Source organism: Halobaculum halobium (assembly GCF_030127145.1).
GTDB lineage: Archaea > Halobacteriota > Halobacteria > Halobacteriales > Haloferacaceae > Halobaculum > Halobaculum halobium.
In genome coordinates, this window is record NZ_CP126158.1 from 917,633 (window position 1) to 933,196 (window position 15,564).

17 protein-coding genes are annotated in these 15,564 nt (G+C 69.7%); 8 read left to right on the plus strand and 9 right to left on the minus strand.

The annotated features are described in order from the left end of the window. Positions 1 to 70: 70 nt before the first annotated feature. From P0Y41_RS04865 to P0Y41_RS04875, 3 genes are read right to left on the minus strand one after another with little or no spacing between them, the layout of a single operon-like run. Complete coding sequence (locus tag P0Y41_RS04865; RefSeq protein WP_284062846.1) at positions 71 to 889, minus strand: DUF5803 family protein; 819 nt, start codon at positions 887 to 889, stop codon at positions 71 to 73. Between the two features lies 1 nt (position 890). Then, positions 891 to 1,565, minus strand: a complete 675-nt coding sequence (locus P0Y41_RS04870) for a DUF2110 family protein (RefSeq protein WP_284062847.1) — start codon at positions 1,563 to 1,565, stop codon at positions 891 to 893. Further along, a complete protein-coding gene (locus P0Y41_RS04875; protein WP_284062848.1) occupies positions 1,566 to 2,105 on the minus strand; it encodes a transcription factor in 540 nt (179 codons plus the stop codon). A gap of 167 nt (positions 2,106 to 2,272) precedes the next feature. On the opposite strand from P0Y41_RS04875, the gene P0Y41_RS04880 reads away from it, so the two are divergent. After that, a complete protein-coding gene (locus P0Y41_RS04880; RefSeq protein WP_284062849.1) occupies positions 2,273 to 2,875 on the plus strand; it encodes a DUF6517 family protein in 603 nt (200 codons plus the stop codon). Between the two features lie 42 nt (positions 2,876 to 2,917). Here P0Y41_RS04880 and P0Y41_RS04885 read toward each other — a convergent pair whose 3' ends face one another. The 4 genes from P0Y41_RS04885 to P0Y41_RS04900 all read right to left on the minus strand — a co-directional run bounded on the left by P0Y41_RS04885 (position 2,918) and on the right by P0Y41_RS04900 (position 5,058). Continuing rightward, positions 2,918 to 3,310 carry a hypothetical protein gene (locus P0Y41_RS04885; RefSeq protein WP_284062850.1) on the minus strand — a complete coding sequence of 131 codons (393 nt, stop codon included), beginning with the start codon at positions 3,308 to 3,310 and terminating at the stop codon, positions 2,918 to 2,920. Beyond that, the gene (locus P0Y41_RS04890; protein WP_284062851.1) at positions 3,307 to 3,540 is read right to left on the minus strand and encodes a hypothetical protein; all 234 of its coding nucleotides are present in this window, start codon (positions 3,538 to 3,540) and stop codon (positions 3,307 to 3,309) included. Before P0Y41_RS04890 ends, P0Y41_RS04885 begins: the two co-directional genes overlap by 4 nt. Before the next feature lie 379 nt (positions 3,541 to 3,919). Beyond that, on the minus strand, positions 3,920 to 4,663 hold the full coding sequence (locus tag P0Y41_RS04895; protein WP_284062852.1) for a tRNA (adenine-N1)-methyltransferase: 744 nt from the start codon (positions 4,661 to 4,663) through the stop codon (positions 3,920 to 3,922). After that, positions 4,660 to 5,058: a nascent polypeptide-associated complex protein gene (locus tag P0Y41_RS04900; RefSeq protein ID WP_284062853.1), complete on the minus strand. Its 399-nt coding sequence runs from the start codon at positions 5,056 to 5,058 to the stop codon at positions 4,660 to 4,662. The genes P0Y41_RS04895 and P0Y41_RS04900 overlap by 4 nt, the downstream gene beginning before the upstream one ends. Positions 5,059 to 5,207: 149 nt before the next feature. Between P0Y41_RS04900 and P0Y41_RS04905 the strand changes: the two genes are divergently transcribed. Further along, complete coding sequence (locus P0Y41_RS04905) at positions 5,208 to 6,002, plus strand: creatininase family protein (RefSeq protein ID WP_284063346.1); 795 nt, start codon at positions 5,208 to 5,210, stop codon at positions 6,000 to 6,002. Beyond that, positions 5,999 to 6,781, plus strand: coding sequence for a 2-keto-4-pentenoate hydratase (locus tag P0Y41_RS04910; RefSeq protein WP_284062854.1), 783 nt, complete (start codon positions 5,999 to 6,001; stop codon positions 6,779 to 6,781). Before P0Y41_RS04905 ends, P0Y41_RS04910 begins: the two co-directional genes overlap by 4 nt. A gap of 222 nt (positions 6,782 to 7,003) precedes the next feature. Here P0Y41_RS04910 and P0Y41_RS04915 read toward each other — a convergent pair whose 3' ends face one another. Beyond that, the gene (locus P0Y41_RS04915; protein ID WP_284062855.1) at positions 7,004 to 7,693 is read right to left on the minus strand and encodes an O-methyltransferase; all 690 of its coding nucleotides are present in this window, start codon (positions 7,691 to 7,693) and stop codon (positions 7,004 to 7,006) included. A 128-nt stretch (positions 7,694 to 7,821) separates the two neighbouring features. Between P0Y41_RS04915 and P0Y41_RS04920 the strand changes: the two genes are divergently transcribed. Then, positions 7,822 to 8,502: a DNA methyltransferase gene (locus P0Y41_RS04920; protein WP_284062856.1), complete on the plus strand. Its 681-nt coding sequence runs from the start codon at positions 7,822 to 7,824 to the stop codon at positions 8,500 to 8,502. A 30-nt stretch (positions 8,503 to 8,532) separates the two neighbouring features. Here the strand turns inward: P0Y41_RS04920 and P0Y41_RS04925 are convergent, their stop codons facing one another. Further along, entirely contained in the window at positions 8,533 to 8,994 is a 462-nt protein-coding gene (locus tag P0Y41_RS04925; RefSeq protein WP_284062857.1) for a CopD family protein, read from the minus strand. Positions 8,995 to 9,216: 222 nt separating this feature from the next. On the opposite strand from P0Y41_RS04925, the gene P0Y41_RS04930 reads away from it, so the two are divergent. The 4 genes from P0Y41_RS04930 to P0Y41_RS04945 all read left to right on the plus strand — a co-directional run bounded on the left by P0Y41_RS04930 (position 9,217) and on the right by P0Y41_RS04945 (position 15,517). Then, positions 9,217 to 10,893 carry an acyl-CoA mutase large subunit family protein gene (locus P0Y41_RS04930; RefSeq protein WP_284062858.1) on the plus strand — a complete coding sequence of 559 codons (1,677 nt, stop codon included), beginning with the start codon at positions 9,217 to 9,219 and terminating at the stop codon, positions 10,891 to 10,893. Positions 10,894 to 10,978: 85 nt separating this feature from the next. Continuing rightward, positions 10,979 to 11,365, plus strand: coding sequence for a methylmalonyl-CoA epimerase (gene mce / locus P0Y41_RS04935; RefSeq protein ID WP_284062859.1), 387 nt, complete (start codon positions 10,979 to 10,981; stop codon positions 11,363 to 11,365). 96 nt (positions 11,366 to 11,461) lie between these two features. Then, positions 11,462 to 13,552 carry a thermonuclease family protein gene (locus P0Y41_RS04940; protein WP_284062860.1) on the plus strand — a complete coding sequence of 697 codons (2,091 nt, stop codon included), beginning with the start codon at positions 11,462 to 11,464 and terminating at the stop codon, positions 13,550 to 13,552. A gap of 99 nt (positions 13,553 to 13,651) precedes the next feature. Then, positions 13,652 to 15,517, plus strand: coding sequence for a class I adenylate-forming enzyme family protein (locus tag P0Y41_RS04945; protein WP_284062861.1), 1,866 nt, complete (start codon positions 13,652 to 13,654; stop codon positions 15,515 to 15,517). Positions 15,518 to 15,564 lie beyond the last annotated feature (47 nt).

Here is a 15,564-nt window from a genome sequence, read left to right on the forward strand (position 1 = left end):
GCGCGAACCGGGCCTCAGATGTCGACAGTGCGAACCGAACCGGGGATCGGCGCTCACCGGTGGTGAGAGCTCAACGCATTCCCGGAGGCGGGCCGTCGTCGCCGATGTCGTCGTCCTCGGTGTCGACGTCGAGGCCCAGCTCCTCGCGCCGTTCGCGCAGGGCGTCGATCTGCCGGCGGTAGTACAGGAGGCCGCCCCCGCCCACGACCGCGAGGACGGCGAACACCGCCCCGAAGATCTGGATGTCCTGCGACAGGTAGAATTGGACGATCACCGAGTCAGTCTGCACGTCGTCCCAGCGGACGTGCAGGCGGTTCTGGTCGTCGACGTCGGTGGTCGCGCCGCCGGGGGTGACGTCGCCGAACACCGGCAGCGACGCGCTGCGGTTCGGCGGCAACACGACCTCGTAGGAGCCCTTGACGTACGTCGGCAGCACGAACCGCTTGGGCGTCGAACCCGCGGTGAAGGCGATCCGGTCGCCCTCGACGTCGCCCTCGCCGGGGAAGTCGATGCGGACGACGTCGCGCGTCCGCTCGACGGCGCCGCGATCGGCAAGCTCCGACCCGGTGATCACGGTCCCGTTGGGGTAGCGGTAGCGCACCGCCCGCACGTCGAGCGGATTCGTGCCGCCGAGGCCGTCGCGTCGGAACAGCTCGACTTCGCTGCCGTTGACCGCGTACACCGCCGAGAACGTCGCGTTGTCGTGGATCGTGATGTGGGCGTTCAGATCCGACTCGACGCTCGCGTTCCAGTCGTACTCGCCGCCCGCGGGCGACTGATCGAGCCGCTCGTCGGAGACGGAGCCGCCCCCGAAGAAGCCGAGACACCCCGACAGCGCGAGCATGCCGACCAGCGCCGCGAGCGCGAGGAGTCGTCGCCGTCTGGCCATGCTACTGCGGGATGACCGCCTTCAGTTCCGACGGGAGATAGCCGCCGATAGCGGCGAGCAGCCCCGGCGGGTCAGTGTTCTCCCGGCAGACGATACTCTGTTCGAGCAGCCCGAGTCGCTCGACGGTGACGATGTCGTTCGCGTGGCCCGCCCGATTGACGGTCGCGCGGACCTCCGCGCGGGTCGCGGAGTTGACGTTCACGCGTCCCTGCCCCCGTGTCCAGTCGTACAGGCGGTCGCGCTCGGCGTCCGCGAGCTCGTGGTCGCCGTCGTCGTCGTACACGAAGCGAAGCGAGAGGTGCTGGACGATGCCGAGCCGATCTCGGATCTGTTCGGGTGAGCCCGCACCGAGGCCGAGGCCGTTGCTGGGAATCCGGATCTCCGTGCCCGCGTCCAGGACGAACCCGTCCTCGTCCCACCCTTCGAGCGTGCCGACGTAGGTCTCGCCGTCGGTGAAGTGGTCGGTGATCTCCCCCCACTCCTCGCGGAGCACGTTGCGGGCGACCGTCTCGTCGTCGCCCGACACCGTCACCGAGACGAAGTCGTCGTACCGGACGCCGACCTCGAACTCGACGTCCAGATCACCGAGCTCGTTGGCGACGAGGGAGGTCATCCCGTCGAGCGCTCGATCGTGAGCGTCGCCGGTGACGTAGCATTTGGTCGCGAGGACGACCATCTACGCTTCCGCCTCGGCTTCCTCGCGGTCGACGTTGAGCTCGTCGCCGAGTTGGTCGATGCGCCACTCCATCGCCTCGACGAGGCGGCTGTTCTCCATGGACTCAAGCGGCGACCCGCACTCGGGGCACTCGAAGCCGAACTCCATCGCCTCCTCGAACTCGAACCGGATCGAGTCGACCTCACAGAGGTAGAACTGATGATCGGACTCGTAGGCGCGACGCTCCTCAAGCCCCTCGAGCAGGCGGTACATCTCCTCCTCGAGGTTCTCGGGGATGTTCTCGTAGTGGAACGTCCACAGGTAGGTGAGCCACCCGGAGTCCTCGTCGCGCACGCGACGATAGGACGCCAGATCGTTCTCATAGAGGATGAACAACGCGCGTCGCACGTCGTTCAGCTCCAGTCCCATCTCCTCTGCGAGCTCCTCGTCGGTGACCTCGCCGTCCGGCGGGGCCGCGGCGACGGGCATCCCCGTCGGACCGACCAGCTCGTGGAGGTACTTCTGGATAACAGGGTCTTCTAGGAGGCCCTCAAAAGCCATTTGTCGAGTATGGGGGAGGATATCGGTTAAAGTCACCGACTCGGCGGGTCGCTGTGACGAGACCGCTGGGCGACGCTGGCGAATCGGGTCTCCCCACTCGCGGACTCCTCGCACCGTCCCCGTCACGTACAATTATCACCGTCGCACCCGACAGCGGAACTCGACGCATGTCGGACTCCTTCCCGTCCGTCCCCGACGCTGCGCTCGCCGAGGGGGGGTGGTGTGAGCGCGAGCGTCGCGAGACGACGGAGTTCGACGCCGCGGTCGTCACCGTCGCGGCCGCGACCGTCGTGTACGAGGATCGCGCGCTCCGAGACCGCGTCGCCGAGGAGACGGGGGTGGACCGACTGTGGCGCTTCTTCGTCGCGAGCCGGCTCACGGTGTCACCGGCGACCGGACCGTCGGCGCCGCTCACGAAACTCGTAGCGAACCGAGCGCACGCCGGGTTCGCTGACTCGCTCGCGGAGCGCGGCTTCGAGGGAGTCCGGCGCGTCGCCGCCGCGGATGTCGACGCCATCGACTCTGCGCTCGGCGACGACTCCCGTGTCGCCGGATACGAGGCGCTGTGTCGCCTCGACGGCGTCGACGTTCGGGCCCGCGGGTGGGCGGCGGTCCGGCCCGTTGCCGGCGCCTACCTCCTCGTTGGCGGCGCCTACCCCACGGCGGTCCGGACGGTGCCGGACGAGCGGACCGACGACGCGCTCGCCGAGGCGTTCGACCCCGATCGGTTTCGCGAGGAGCTGTTCTCGCTGATGCGCGAGACGCGATGAGGGCACCAGGTCGAGACAGAGTGCACCGACTGGGAACGGACCTTACCACCGACCGCGAAGCACCGTAATGGCGAGGCCCGTCGCGTCGATCCGTGCGGGTGCGACACCCAGCGCGCGAGCGAGTGGCCCGGCCGAGACGCCCGGATCGACGCGCGCGACCTCCACGCCGTCGACGTGGACGCCGAGCGGGACCCGGTCCAACAGCCGATCGACCCGCTCGGGGAGCGACTCTCGAAGCGATCCGAGCCGTCCGAGCGCGCGAAGGCTGTCTGCCGAAACGTCGATCCGACCGTCGGCCGAACGGACGGCCAGTCGGTCGCCGTCGACGGCAGCGTCGACGTCGACGGCGACATGGAGGTCGCCGACTGCGACCGGTTCGGGGTCGCTGCCCGCCGCTCGGGAGCCGAATTCCTCGCCAGGCGGCTCGCCGGTCACTCCTCGGAGTCCCCGTGCTCGCTCGACGAGATGCGGAGCGTCCCGTTGAGTCGCCAGTGTGCATGGCTCGTATCCTCATCCGCACTGCTGGGGACGTCTACCTCCAGATCGTCGAAGGTGTAGCTGATCTCAGCACCCCGACCCGTCAGCCGTTCGTACAGCGCGATGCCGAAGTCGGGCCACGTCGTCGTCTCCCCTCGACCGGGCTCCGGCGTATCGTCGGCGCTCATCAGTACCCGGAACAACGGCTCCGACCGACTTATCGGTGTTCCCCGTTCACTGCGGTTCCCCGTTGCCGTTCTCAGTGTCTCCGTTTCGGCGGGGGTTCCCCGTCGAGAGCCGTCCGCCCACGCTCGTCCAAGTCCGCTCCCGCCGCGTCAGTCGGCATGGCTTCCGTGCGTAGGAGTCGGCGACGGTGGCACCCACGCCTCGAATCGATGACGAGGCCAGACCGACGATGCGGCCAAACCGACGACGCGGTCAGACCGACGACGTGGGCGTCGGTGGCGGCGCCCGACGCCCGGGGCGAGCGTTGACCGAAACCCGGTAGGACTGTCTGCGTACGTGAAGGGGTTCAAGTTCGGTTTCCAGACTCTTCCCCAGTGGGTTTCACTCGGAGCGCCGAGCGAACAGCAGGTATCCCGTGTGGCCGACGCCCGCGGTACTCGGCCGGGTGCCGCGCTCGTCGACGGTGAGCTCGCGCTGGATCGTCTCCAGGGTCTCCGCGTCGCCGAGTCCGGCCTCCCGCGCCGCGAGTTCGGTGTCGCGCGCGTCCTCGACGAAGGGAGTGTACACAGCGACGTAGCCGCCGGGGACGAGCAAGTCCGGAGCTCGCTCGACGACCGCGGCGGCGTCGGCGGTGTCCAAGGTGATCAGATCGAACGGGTCGCCCGCGGCGAGTTCGTCCAACTCCTCGGTGAGGTCGCCGGTGCGAACTTCGACGCGGTCGCTGACGCCGCCGAGGTCCATGTTCTCGCGGGCGACTTCGGCGAAGTCGGGGTCGATCTCGTAGGTCGTCACCTCGGCACCGATCCGGCCGAGATATCCCGAGAGCACACCTGTCCCCGTCCCCGCGTCCAGCACGCGGTCGCCCGACTGCGCGCCGGTGTGGCCGATCACGAGCCCGATGTCGCGGGGCATCATCGGCGCGCCGGTGCGCTCGAAGTGGTTGAACAGATCCGGCCCGCGCAGGCGGCGGGCGTGGAACTCCTCGCCGAGGTGCGTCTCCAACACGTCGCCGTGAGCCACGTCCTCCGGGACCTCCACAACCCCGAGGTCGGTCTGGAGTTCGTCGCCGGGGCCGCGGAGGTACTCGCGGTCCGAGTCAGGGTGAACGAGCAGGTACGAGCTCACTCCAGGCTGGAGATGGCCGCCGCGAGGTCGCCGTCGGCCGCCTCGAGCGCCTCGCGAGCGTCGGCCTCGCTCACGCCCGCACGGGTCGCGACGAGCTGCACGTCCTCGTCTGCGATTCCGCCGGCGTCCGCGTCGCTGTCGGCGGCACCTCCGCCGGCGTCGTCGGCCGCAGCGTCGTCGCTTGCGCCGAGTTCGCGGGTTTCCGGCTCGCCGACGATCTGGTACGTTTCCTGGCCCTGGGCGTCCATGCGCGTGACCTGGGCGCCGTCGAACACGAGTTCCTCGTCGCCCGTGCGGATGACGACCTCCTCGGCGTCGATCTCGGTCACGTCGATGCCCATCTGCTTCATCATCTGCTGCATCTTGCGCGGGTTCATCCCGCCGCCTCCGAACATACCCGAGGCGTCGCTCGCGGCGAGCAAAAGCGTGGCGAAGCACCCGCTCGCCGCGAGCGACCACGGCCGTGCGCGAACGGTCCGGCGGGGCGCGGTGGGTCGCGTCGACATCCGCGCATTTCATTTCGCGGCCGCCCATGCGTGACCCTGTGTATCTCTCGCACCAGACTTGGCCCGAACTAGGCGAGTACGTGGCCGAGGAGTCGCTCGCGATCGTTCCCCTCGGGTCGACCGAGCAGCACGGCCCGCATCTACCGCTGGCGACTGACTACCTGATCGCCGAGGCGCTCGCGCGCGAGGCGAGCGACCGGACCGGCTTCCTCTGTACGCCTCCCGTCCGGATCGCCGTCTCCGAACACCATCGACAGTTCCACGGGACGATGTGGGTCGAGCCCGACGTGTTTCGCGACTACGTCGAGAGCCTCTCGCGCAACCTCGCGTACCACGGCATCGACCGGATCGTGTACGTGAACGCCCACGGCGGCAACGCCCAGCACCTCCGCGAGGTCGGCCGCCGCCTCCGACGCGACGAGACGGCGTATGCCGTCGAGTGGATGTGGGACGAGTCGATCCCGGACCTCGTCTCGGAGGTCTTCGAGCACAACGGCCCCCACGGCGGGCCCAAGGAGACGGCGATGGTCATGCACATCGCCGAGGAGCTCGTGCGGACCGAGCAGTTGGAGTCGGCCCGCGACGGCGGGATCGTCGATCTCGAAGACGCGAACCTTCGGACCCACGGCGCGCGCACGTTCTACGACTCCGCGGACAACTCCGGGAACGGCGTCTTCGGCGACCAGACCGACGCGACACCGGAGAAGGGCGCAGAACTGTTCGAGGCGGCGAGCGATCAGCTCGTCCACCTGCTGGAGTGGCTCGACGGCCAGCCGTTCGGGGATCTCATGCCAGAGCAGCACGTCGATCCGCAGCCTGGAAGCCGGCGATGAATGACGCGGCGGCTGACGACCTTGCGGCCGCGCTCGCGACGGCACACGAAACCGTGACTGCGGTCGATCCTGACGGCGTTCCGACAGGTGGTCTCCCGTCGTCGATCGATGCTGGCTACCGCGTTCAGACGCGGCTCGTCGACCGGCTCGTCGCCGACCGCGGCGACCCGGTCGGCTACAAGATCGGGTTCACCAACGAGCGTGTCCGTGCGGACCTCGGCGTCGACGAACCCGGGTACGGCCGGCTCCTCGAGGAGTCAGTCCACGACGCGACCGACGGCGACGAACCGGTGTCGGTCCCGACCGAGGAGTTCATCGATCCCCGCGTCGAGCCGGAGGTCGCGTTCCGGCTCGGCGACGACCTCCCGGCGGACGCCTCTCGCGACCGCGCCCACGACGCGGTCGAAACGGTTCTTCCCGCGATCGAGTTGGTCGACAGCCGGACGGGTTGGGCCTTCGACGCGCCGCTGGCGATCGCGGATAACTGCCTCGACGCTGGGATCGTCCTCGGCGACGGGACCGGCCCCTCGAGCCTCGCGCTCGGCGAGGAGTCGGTGACGCTCAGGGTCGATGGCGAGCCGAGCGACTCGGGCGTCGGCGCCGACGCGCTCGGACACCCGCTGGCGGCGCTCACGTGGCTCGCGGACGCGGTCGACGGCCTCCCGGTCGGCACGCTCGTCACGACCGGGTCGCTGACGGAGCCGGGTTCCGTCGCAGCCGGAGAGACCGCGAGCGCGACGTTCGCGTCGCTTGGGAGCGTCGAACTCCGGCTTCGGTAGGGCGAACAGGCGACACTCGCACCCCGGTCAGTCGTTCGGGGCGTCCCCCTCCGCCCCGCTTGCTCCCACCGGCATCCGTCGGGAGATCCGGACTCGTTCCCGCCGCGGCGTGTCGCACAGCCGTATCACGCGACGGGACGGTTCTCAGCGCATGCGGGGGCTGGTGCGGTGTTCGTATTTGAACTCTCGTCCGTCTGGGGACGGGTGCGGCCTCCGCTGCTGTCAGTCGACCTTCGTACTCACGGCGAGCCCGGAACCGACCGGGAGAACGGCGGTTTCGAAGGCGTCGTCGCCGCCGACGGCATCGAGGTAATCGGCGATCCCCCGCGTCTGATCGTTCGCCGTCGCCGGCGCGTTCCCGGTGTCTCCGGCGGCTTCGCCGCTACCGGCTTGGACCTCGACGTGCGTCAGCAGCGCGTCGAAATCAATCGGGCCGCGCATCACGTTGTCGGCGGCGACGACGCCCCCCGGAGCGAGGTTGTCGCGGACGGCGTCGAACGCGTCGGCGTATCGTTCCTTCTGGTGGTCGATCAACACCACGTCGAACGGGCCGTCGTAGCGCCCGACCGTCTCCATGGCGTCCCCCTCCTCGAAGACGCAGCGCTCGGCGAGCCCCGCGTCGGCCATGAACTCCCGGCCCTGATCGAGTTCGTCGGCGTCGAACTCCGTCAGGATCACCCGGTCGGCGCTGCCGCGGAGGAACCACGACGCGGAGTAACCGAACCCCGACCCGAACTCGAAGACCGTGTCGGCGTCCGTGAGCCGCGCGAGCAACCGGAGCACGGCCCCTGATTCGGGGCCGATGTTCGGGAAGTCGTGCTCGCGGGCGAACGCGGCCATCCGCTCTTGTACCGCAGTGTGACCGGGACCGGTCGCGCGGACGAACCGCGCGACGTCGTCTGGCAGGACCATGAACGGCGAACGACGGCCCGTGCCTTGTATCCCGACGCTGGGTGCGACGGCGCCGACACCGACAGCGCGGAGGCGTCCGGGGTCCGACCCGGGAGTTATGATGCCCGATCGCCGCCTATCTGTACGCGATGGAAACCCACCTCACGCTGCCGTTCGGCCACCGCGATCCGCTCCCGCCCGGTCACGCCGACGAGGTCAGAACGCCCGACGTCCTCGTCGAGCGGTTTCTCCGGGAGCACACCGACCCCGGCGACCGCGTGCTCGACCCGTTCGCGGGGTTCGGGACGACGCTGATCGCAGCCGAGCGGCTGGGGCGGGTGCCGTTCGGCGTCGAGTACGAGGCCGATCGCGTCGCCGCGATCCGCGACCGCCTCGGCGACGACCACGGCGGCGCCGTCCGCCACGGGAGCGCCCTCGATCTCGATGAGACGTGGTTCCCTCCGTGCGACTGCTGCTTCACGTCGCCGCCGTTCAACACGCACAGCATCGATATGAACCCCTTCGAGAACTACGAGGGCGAGAGCACGTACCCGGACTACCTCGACGACGTCGAGGCAGCGTTCGGCGGTGTCGCCTCGGCGATGGCGCCCGGCGGTACCGTCGTGGTCGACGTCGTGAACGTCCGCGAGGGCGGGCACGTCACGCCGCTCGCGTTCGACGTTGCCGACCGGGTGAGCGAGGTGCTCCGGTTCGACGGCGAGGTCGTGATCGAGTGGGAGGGCGACGGCTACGACGGTACCCCGGGACGCTACGGCTACGGATTCGACCACTCGTACTGCCTGGTGTTCGAGAACGGAGACGGAGCGTGAGCGCGTCGAGTCAGACCGAGGGTGAGCGCGTTAGACTGAGAGGTAGCCGCCGAGCACGAGCAGGACGAACCCGACCGCGGCGGCGGCGGTGTAGAACGTTCCGGCGTCGCGCCCGGCGGTGCGGACTTTCCCCGTCTCGAGCGCCGAGCGGACCTTGCTCCCGCCGACCTCGACAAGCCCCGTCATGACCAGCCACAGCGCCAGCATCGTGAGCACGACGTGGCCCCGCGGCGGCGTGAACAGTCCCTCGGCGCCGTACACTGTCGCGGCCATGTGACCGCCGGTGGCGATGAACACGAGCGCGCCGACCCGCGTGATCGTCGAGACGCCGGAAACGACGCCGCCGAGGAGTTCGGGACTCGCGTCGCCGTCTTTCGCGAGCGGGATAACCTTCCACGCGGTGATGACGACTGCGCCGACCCAGAGGCCGGCGAACAGAGTGTGAAACACGTACGCCGCGGTGAGCGCGGCCTGCATCGGGGCGACTTGCATGGGCAGTTCCAGCGGCGGCAGTCACATAAATCCCGACACGACGAGGCGACGAGCCTCGACACGACGGGGAGGCGGGGCAGTCGTGACGACGATCCGAGTGCTGCGGCCGATCCGTCCGCGGCCGTCGCGTTACACGTGGCGGACGCGCGACGGCCGCGGAGGCGGCTCGCGACCGATGTCGGCTCCAGTCCGCTTAAGCCGCGGGCGCGAGATGGATCGCTCATGTTCGACCCCGACGATCTCGAAGCGATCCGCGAGGGAAAGCGGGAGTGGGAGGAAGAGACCCTCTCCCCGACGCTCGACCGATTCGGGGAACGCAAGGAAGCGTTCGACACCGACACGGGCGGGCAGGAGGTAAAGCGGCTGTACACCCCCGAGGACGTGTCCGACATCGACTACGAGGAAGACGTCGGCTTCCCCGGCGAAGAACCGTACACGCGCGGCGTCTACCCGACGATGCACCGCGGGCGGCTGTGGACGATGCGCCAGTACGCGGGAATGGGTACGGCCGCCGAGACGAACGAGCGCTTCCAGTACCTCATCGATCAGGGGTCCTCGGGGCTGTCGATGGCGTTCGACCTCCCGACGCAGATGGGGTACGACTCCGACGCCGCGATGGCCGCCGGTGAGGTCGGGAAGTCGGGGGTCGCAATCGACTCGCTCGCGGACTTCGAACGCGTCTTCGACGACATCCCGCTGGACGAGGTTTCCACGTCGATGACGATCAACGCGCCCGCAGCCGTGCTGCTCGCGATGTACGTCGCGGTCGGTGACCGCCAGGGGGTGGACCGCACGGAGCTCCGCGGCACCATCCAGAACGACATCATGAAGGAGTACATCGCGCGGAACCTCTACATCTACCCGCCAGAGGAGTCAATGCGACTCATCACGGACATCTTCGCGTTCTGCGCCGAAGAGACGCCGAAGTTCAACACAATCTCCATCTCGGGGTACCACATCCGCGAAGCCGGCTCCACCGCCGCACAGGAGATCGCGTTCACCCTGGGCGACGGCATCGAGTACGTGCAGGCGGCCGTCGACGCCGGCCTCGACGTGGACGAGTTCGCACCGCAGCTCTCCTTCTTCTTCAACGCCCACAACAACATCTTAGAGGAGGTGGCGAAGTTCCGCGCGGCCCGGCGAATGTGGGCGAAGATCATGGAGGACCGCTTCGGCGCGGAGAATCCCAAGTCGAAGCAGTTGAAGTTCCACACCCAGACCGCCGGGTCCACGCTCACCGCCCAGCAGATCGAGAACAACGTCGTTCGCGTCGGCTACCAGGCGCTCGCGGCGGTGCTCGGCGGCACGCAGTCGCTCCACACCAACGGGAAAGACGAGGCGCTGTCGCTGCCGACAGAGGACTCCGTGCGGACGGCCCTCCGGACGCAGCAGATCCTCGCGCACGAGTCGGGCGCCGCCGATACGATCGATCCCCTCGCCGGGAGCTACTACGTCGAGAGCCTCACCGACGGCATCGAGGAGGAGGCGTTCGAGATCCTCGACGAAGTCGACCGCCGCGGTGGGATGCTCGACGCCGTCAAGAGCCAGTGGGTCCAGCGCCAGATCCAGGACACCGCCTTCGAGCGCCAGCGCGAGATCGAGGAGGGCGAGCGGGTCATCGTCGGGGTCAACGAGTTCGAGGTCGAAGAGGAGGCTCACGTCGACCTCGAGGAGGTGTCCGAGGAGGAAGAACAGGCGCAGATCGATCGCGTCGAGGAGCTTCGCGACGAGCGTGACGCGGAGGCCGTCGATGAGGCGCTGGCGTCGCTGCGCGACGCCTGCCGCGGCGACGCGAACGTGATGCCCCACATCATCTCCGCCGTGAAAGCGTACGCGACCGTCGGGGAGATATCCAACGTGATGCGCGAGGAGTTCGGCGAGTACAAGCCCGGGCAGTAGTACGACCCGTCAGTGGTCTCCGACTGGTCGGCTGTCGACGCTCAAGCCGGTCGGATTTATTCGTCCTCCGCCGTACCCGCCGCGTATGCACTTCGACCACGCGGGGATCGCGACCGCCGACGCCGCTGAACTGGCCGCGCTGTTTTCGGATCTGCTCGGCTGTACGATCGTCCACGAGGAGGAGTTCGACGGGATGGCCGTCGTCTTCCTCGATCTGGGCGGCTCGTACCTCGAACTGCTGGAACCCCTCGGCGACGAGGGGACCATCGCCGGCTACCTCGACCGCAACGGTCCCGGGATCCACCACCTCGCGTTCGCGACCGACGACGTCGGGAGTGCACTCGACCGCGCCGACGACCACGGGATCGAGGTGATCGACGAGGAGCCGCGGCCGGGCGCGTGGGGCCACGAGGTCGCCTTCCTGCATCCGCGCGACACCGGCGGCGTGCTCGTGGAGTTCGTCGAGCACTGAGCCGTTCGGTCGTGATCGGTTGTCACACTAGACGGCCTGTGTTATTTGTACTCCACCGCCGGTAATATTATTGTAGACTGGGAGTCGTGTTCACCCGTGCGACGACGCAACTTCCTCGGTGTGGTCGGCGCGGGCGCGGGGGCGCTCGCGGTCGGCTCGACCGGTGCGCGTGCGGAGACGACGGACAGCGACCAGGTGGACGAACTGCTCTTCGACTCGACGGCGAGCCTGCTTGGCGCCGACGGAACGCCCGCGGCGCCGGACGCGGACTTCGTCGCGGTGCGCGCGGAGCCGACCGCCGTGAACGTGGACGAGGACGGCGCCAGTGACGCGGTCGCGTACCCGGAGGATCAGCCGATCCCGCTGGTCGGCGTCGACGACGGGGTGGTCGCCTTCGGCGCGCCGATCGTCCAGAACGGCACGGACTTCCTCTACGGCAACGAGGAGGTCGTTTTGAACGCGCTCGATCGCGTCGCCGGGTCGGGGACGGTCGCGTTCGACGAGACGCACGGGCAGTTCTACGACGCCGACGCCCACACCGCGTTCATCCAGTACGCCGAGTTGAACGGCTACACGTTCGAGGCGACGGGCACCGACGGCGACCTCGCCTCGGCGTTGTCGGAGGCGGACGCGGCGGTCGTCACCTCGCCCAGCGAGGGATTCACCGCGGCCGAACGCGACGCGCTCGCCGCGTTCGTCGCCAACGGCGGCGGCCTGTTGCTGTTCGACCAGTCGGACTTCGGGGACTTCGACGCGACCGACAACCTCAACGAGATCGCGGGGGCGCTCGATCTCGCGTTCCGCTTCAACGACGACCAGGTGATCGACGAGGCGAACAACGCGGGCATCGGCTTCCTCCCGACGACGACGCGGTTCGACGGCGACTTCTCGGGGCTGTTCGCCGACCGAGCGGGACTCGGGTTCGAGGTTGACACCTCCCGAACGTACACCGCGGAGATCGTAGCGGTGACCGACGGCGACACCGTCGACGTGCGCATCCCCCGTGAGGGCGCGCCGGACTACTTCGACACGGTTCGCCTGCTCGGTATCGACACCCCGGAGACGACCGCCGACCCGGAACTCCCGGCAGAGTGGGAGGGGATCGACTCGCTGGAGTACCTCCTCTCGAAGGGCGGGGCGTCGGCGGCGTGGGCGCGCGAGGAGCTCTCGGGCGCGACGGTCGACCTCTCGTTCGACCCCGCCGAGGGCGCCCGCGGCGACTTCGGCCGCCTGCTGTGTTACCTCCGCTACGACGCCGACGGCGACGGCGGGCGCGAGGACTTCTACAACCGGCGTGCCGTCGCCGGCGGCTACGCCCGCGTGTACGACTCCGGGTCGACGAACCACGACGCGTTCATCGAAGTCGAGCGGAAGGCCCGCAAGCGCGGGCTCGGCGTGTGGGAGGAGAGCGATCCCGGCGCGTCCGCCCCGACACGCCCCGCCCGGGTCGAGCGCGTCCTGTTCCCGCGGGCGGCACCGGTCAAGGCCGGCGAGGGGGCCGAGGTCGTCGCTCGCGCGGGCGAGTCCGCCTCACTGCCCGGGACGCCGCTGGCGGCCGTCGACAAGGATGCGAGCGTCGCGGTCATCGGGGCCCAGACGATCAGCGAGGACTACGACGGCCCAGACGCGCCGGTCGACGATCCCGACACGTACGACGCCTACCAGTTCACCGCCGGCGTCGTGGACGAACTCACCGCGCGCGCCGGCGAGGTGCTGATCGACGGCGGGCACGGCCAGTTCGCCGCCGGTGAGTCGGTGAGCGCCGAGGACGCCGCCTACTTTCAGCGGTATCTGGAGGGGCTCGATACCGGCTTCACGCAGTACAACGACGTGGCGTCGATGCGGAAGCTGACCCGCGGCCGCGCGATCGTCGTCTCCGCGCCGACCGAGGACTACGCCGAGGCGGAACTGGCAGCGCTGCGCCGGTACGCCCGCGGCGGCGGCGCCGTCGTCGTCCTCGCCGGCCGCGCGGCCGACCGTGGCCGGGTGAACGGGCTGCTCGACGCACTCGACGCCGATCTCGCGATCGGCGCCGGCGCCGTCACCGACGCGAGCGCCAACGCGGGGCGACCAGATCTTCTCGTTACGGCCGACGTGGACGTCGAGCCGCCGGTCCTCGGTAGCGAGCGCGGTCGGGGCGGCGAGGACGACGGGGAGAACTCGCTGGCGGGCGTGCTGTTCGACTGAGTCGCCGGTGACACGCCGACCACGACGGAGCGCGCGGGGTCGGTCGACGCCACCGCACCGATAGAAAGAGGGTAGTGGGATGACGTTCATCCCGAGGGTATGCGCGACTGGCTGTCCCACCGGGTCGCCGCCACGCCGGATGCGGAGGCGCTCGTGCTGGCGAGTTCGGGGGAGAGGCTGACGTACGCAGACCTCGACGCCCGCGTCGAGGCGCTCGCGTCCCGGCTGGCCGGACTGGGCATCGCTCCCGGCGACCACCTCGCGGTCGTCCTCGACAACCGCCCGGGGTACGTCGCGCTCGTCCACGCGGCGATGCGCCTCGGCGTCCGGTTGGTCCCCTGTTCGGACCGACTCACCGCCGCGGAACTCGCGCCCAAGCTCGCCGCCGCCGACGCGACGGCGCTGGTGTGCGGCGCCGACACGGAGACCCTGGCTGTTCAGGCCGCCCTCGGCGACGCCGCAGACGCGCGGGAGACTGTCGGGGAAACCGACGGCGCAGTCGAGGGAGCACCCGCCGAGGGAGCGGCCGAGGACGACGCACCAGCGGGGTGGCAGTCCGTCGACGAGTTCGAGCCCGCCCGGATCGACGGGGAGAACGCGGGCGACGCGGATGGGGCGAGCGGTTCCCCGGTCCCGGTCGTGTCGCTCGACGACCCCGACGACGACCGCGTGGTCGGCATCGACGCCGCGCCCGACGGGGACGTTCCGGCCGTCCACTGGGGCCGCGGCGACACGCTCGTCATGCTGTTCACGTCGGGCTCGACCGGGACCCCGAAGCTCGTACAGCTGTCGATGGGAAACGTGCTGGCGTCGGCGACCGCCTCGGCGTTCCGGCTGGGAGTCCTCCCGGACGACCGGTCTCTCGCGACGCTGTCGCTGCACCACACCGGCGGGATCATGCCGTTGTACCGGGCGGCGCTGTACGGAACGAGCGTCGTTCTCCGGGAGTCGTTCGATGCGGGCGGCGCCGTCGACGACATCAGACGCTACGACGTGACGGGCGTGTCGCTCGTCCCGACGATGCTCTCGCGGATGCTCGACGCCCGTGGGACGCTTCCGGACTCGCTGCGGACGGTGCTGCTGGGCGGCGCGCCCGCGCCCGACTCGCTGATCGAGCGCTGTCGGAACTTCTCCGTGCCGGTCCACCCCACGTGGGGAATGACGGAGGCCGCCTCCCAGATCGCGACCGCGCGACCGAGGGAGGCGTTCGACCGACTCGGGACCGTTGGACGCCCGCTGCTGTGGACCGACGTGACCGTCCGCGACGGGGACGGGTCGGTACTTCCTGCGGGCGAGACGGGAGAGCTCGTGGTCGCCGGGCCGTCAGTCACCGCCGGGTACTACGGCGACGACGGCGCGACCGAATCCGCGTTGACCGACGACGGCGCGCTCCGGACGGGCGACGTAGGCTACCGCGACGAGGACGGCTACGTGTACGTGCTCAATCGCCTCGACGACCGGATCATCTCCGGGGGCGAGAACGTCGACCCCGGCGAGGTCGCGGCGGCGATCCGTGAGCACCCCGCCGTCGGCGACGCGACGGTCGCCGGCATCCCGGACCGGGAGTGGGGCGAACGCGTCACCGCGCTCGTCGTCCCCGCCGACTCGCCGTCGACGGACGCGGAGCCGCTCACGGCCGCGGCGATCGAGTCCCACTGCCGCGACCGGCTCGCGGGGTTCAAGATCCCGCGCACGATCGCCTTCACCGACGAGCTCCCCCGAACCGTCACGGGGACCGTCGAGCGGCCGGCGGTGCGCGAGCGACTCGAACGCGCTCGCGATGAAGAGACAGCGGCTGAGACCGACGATACCCGCTCGGAGGACGACGCCGCGGGCGACACCACTGGCGACGCCAGCGCCGAGGGCGACGACGGGATCGATGACGACGAGCACGAGGGTGACACCGACGCCGACGGCGGCGACGAGGACCCGCGCGACGCCTCACACCCGAGCGCGGAGGAGTAGCAGCCGACGCCGCTGCGGCTGTCGCCGGCCCGAGCGCGCGGTAAACG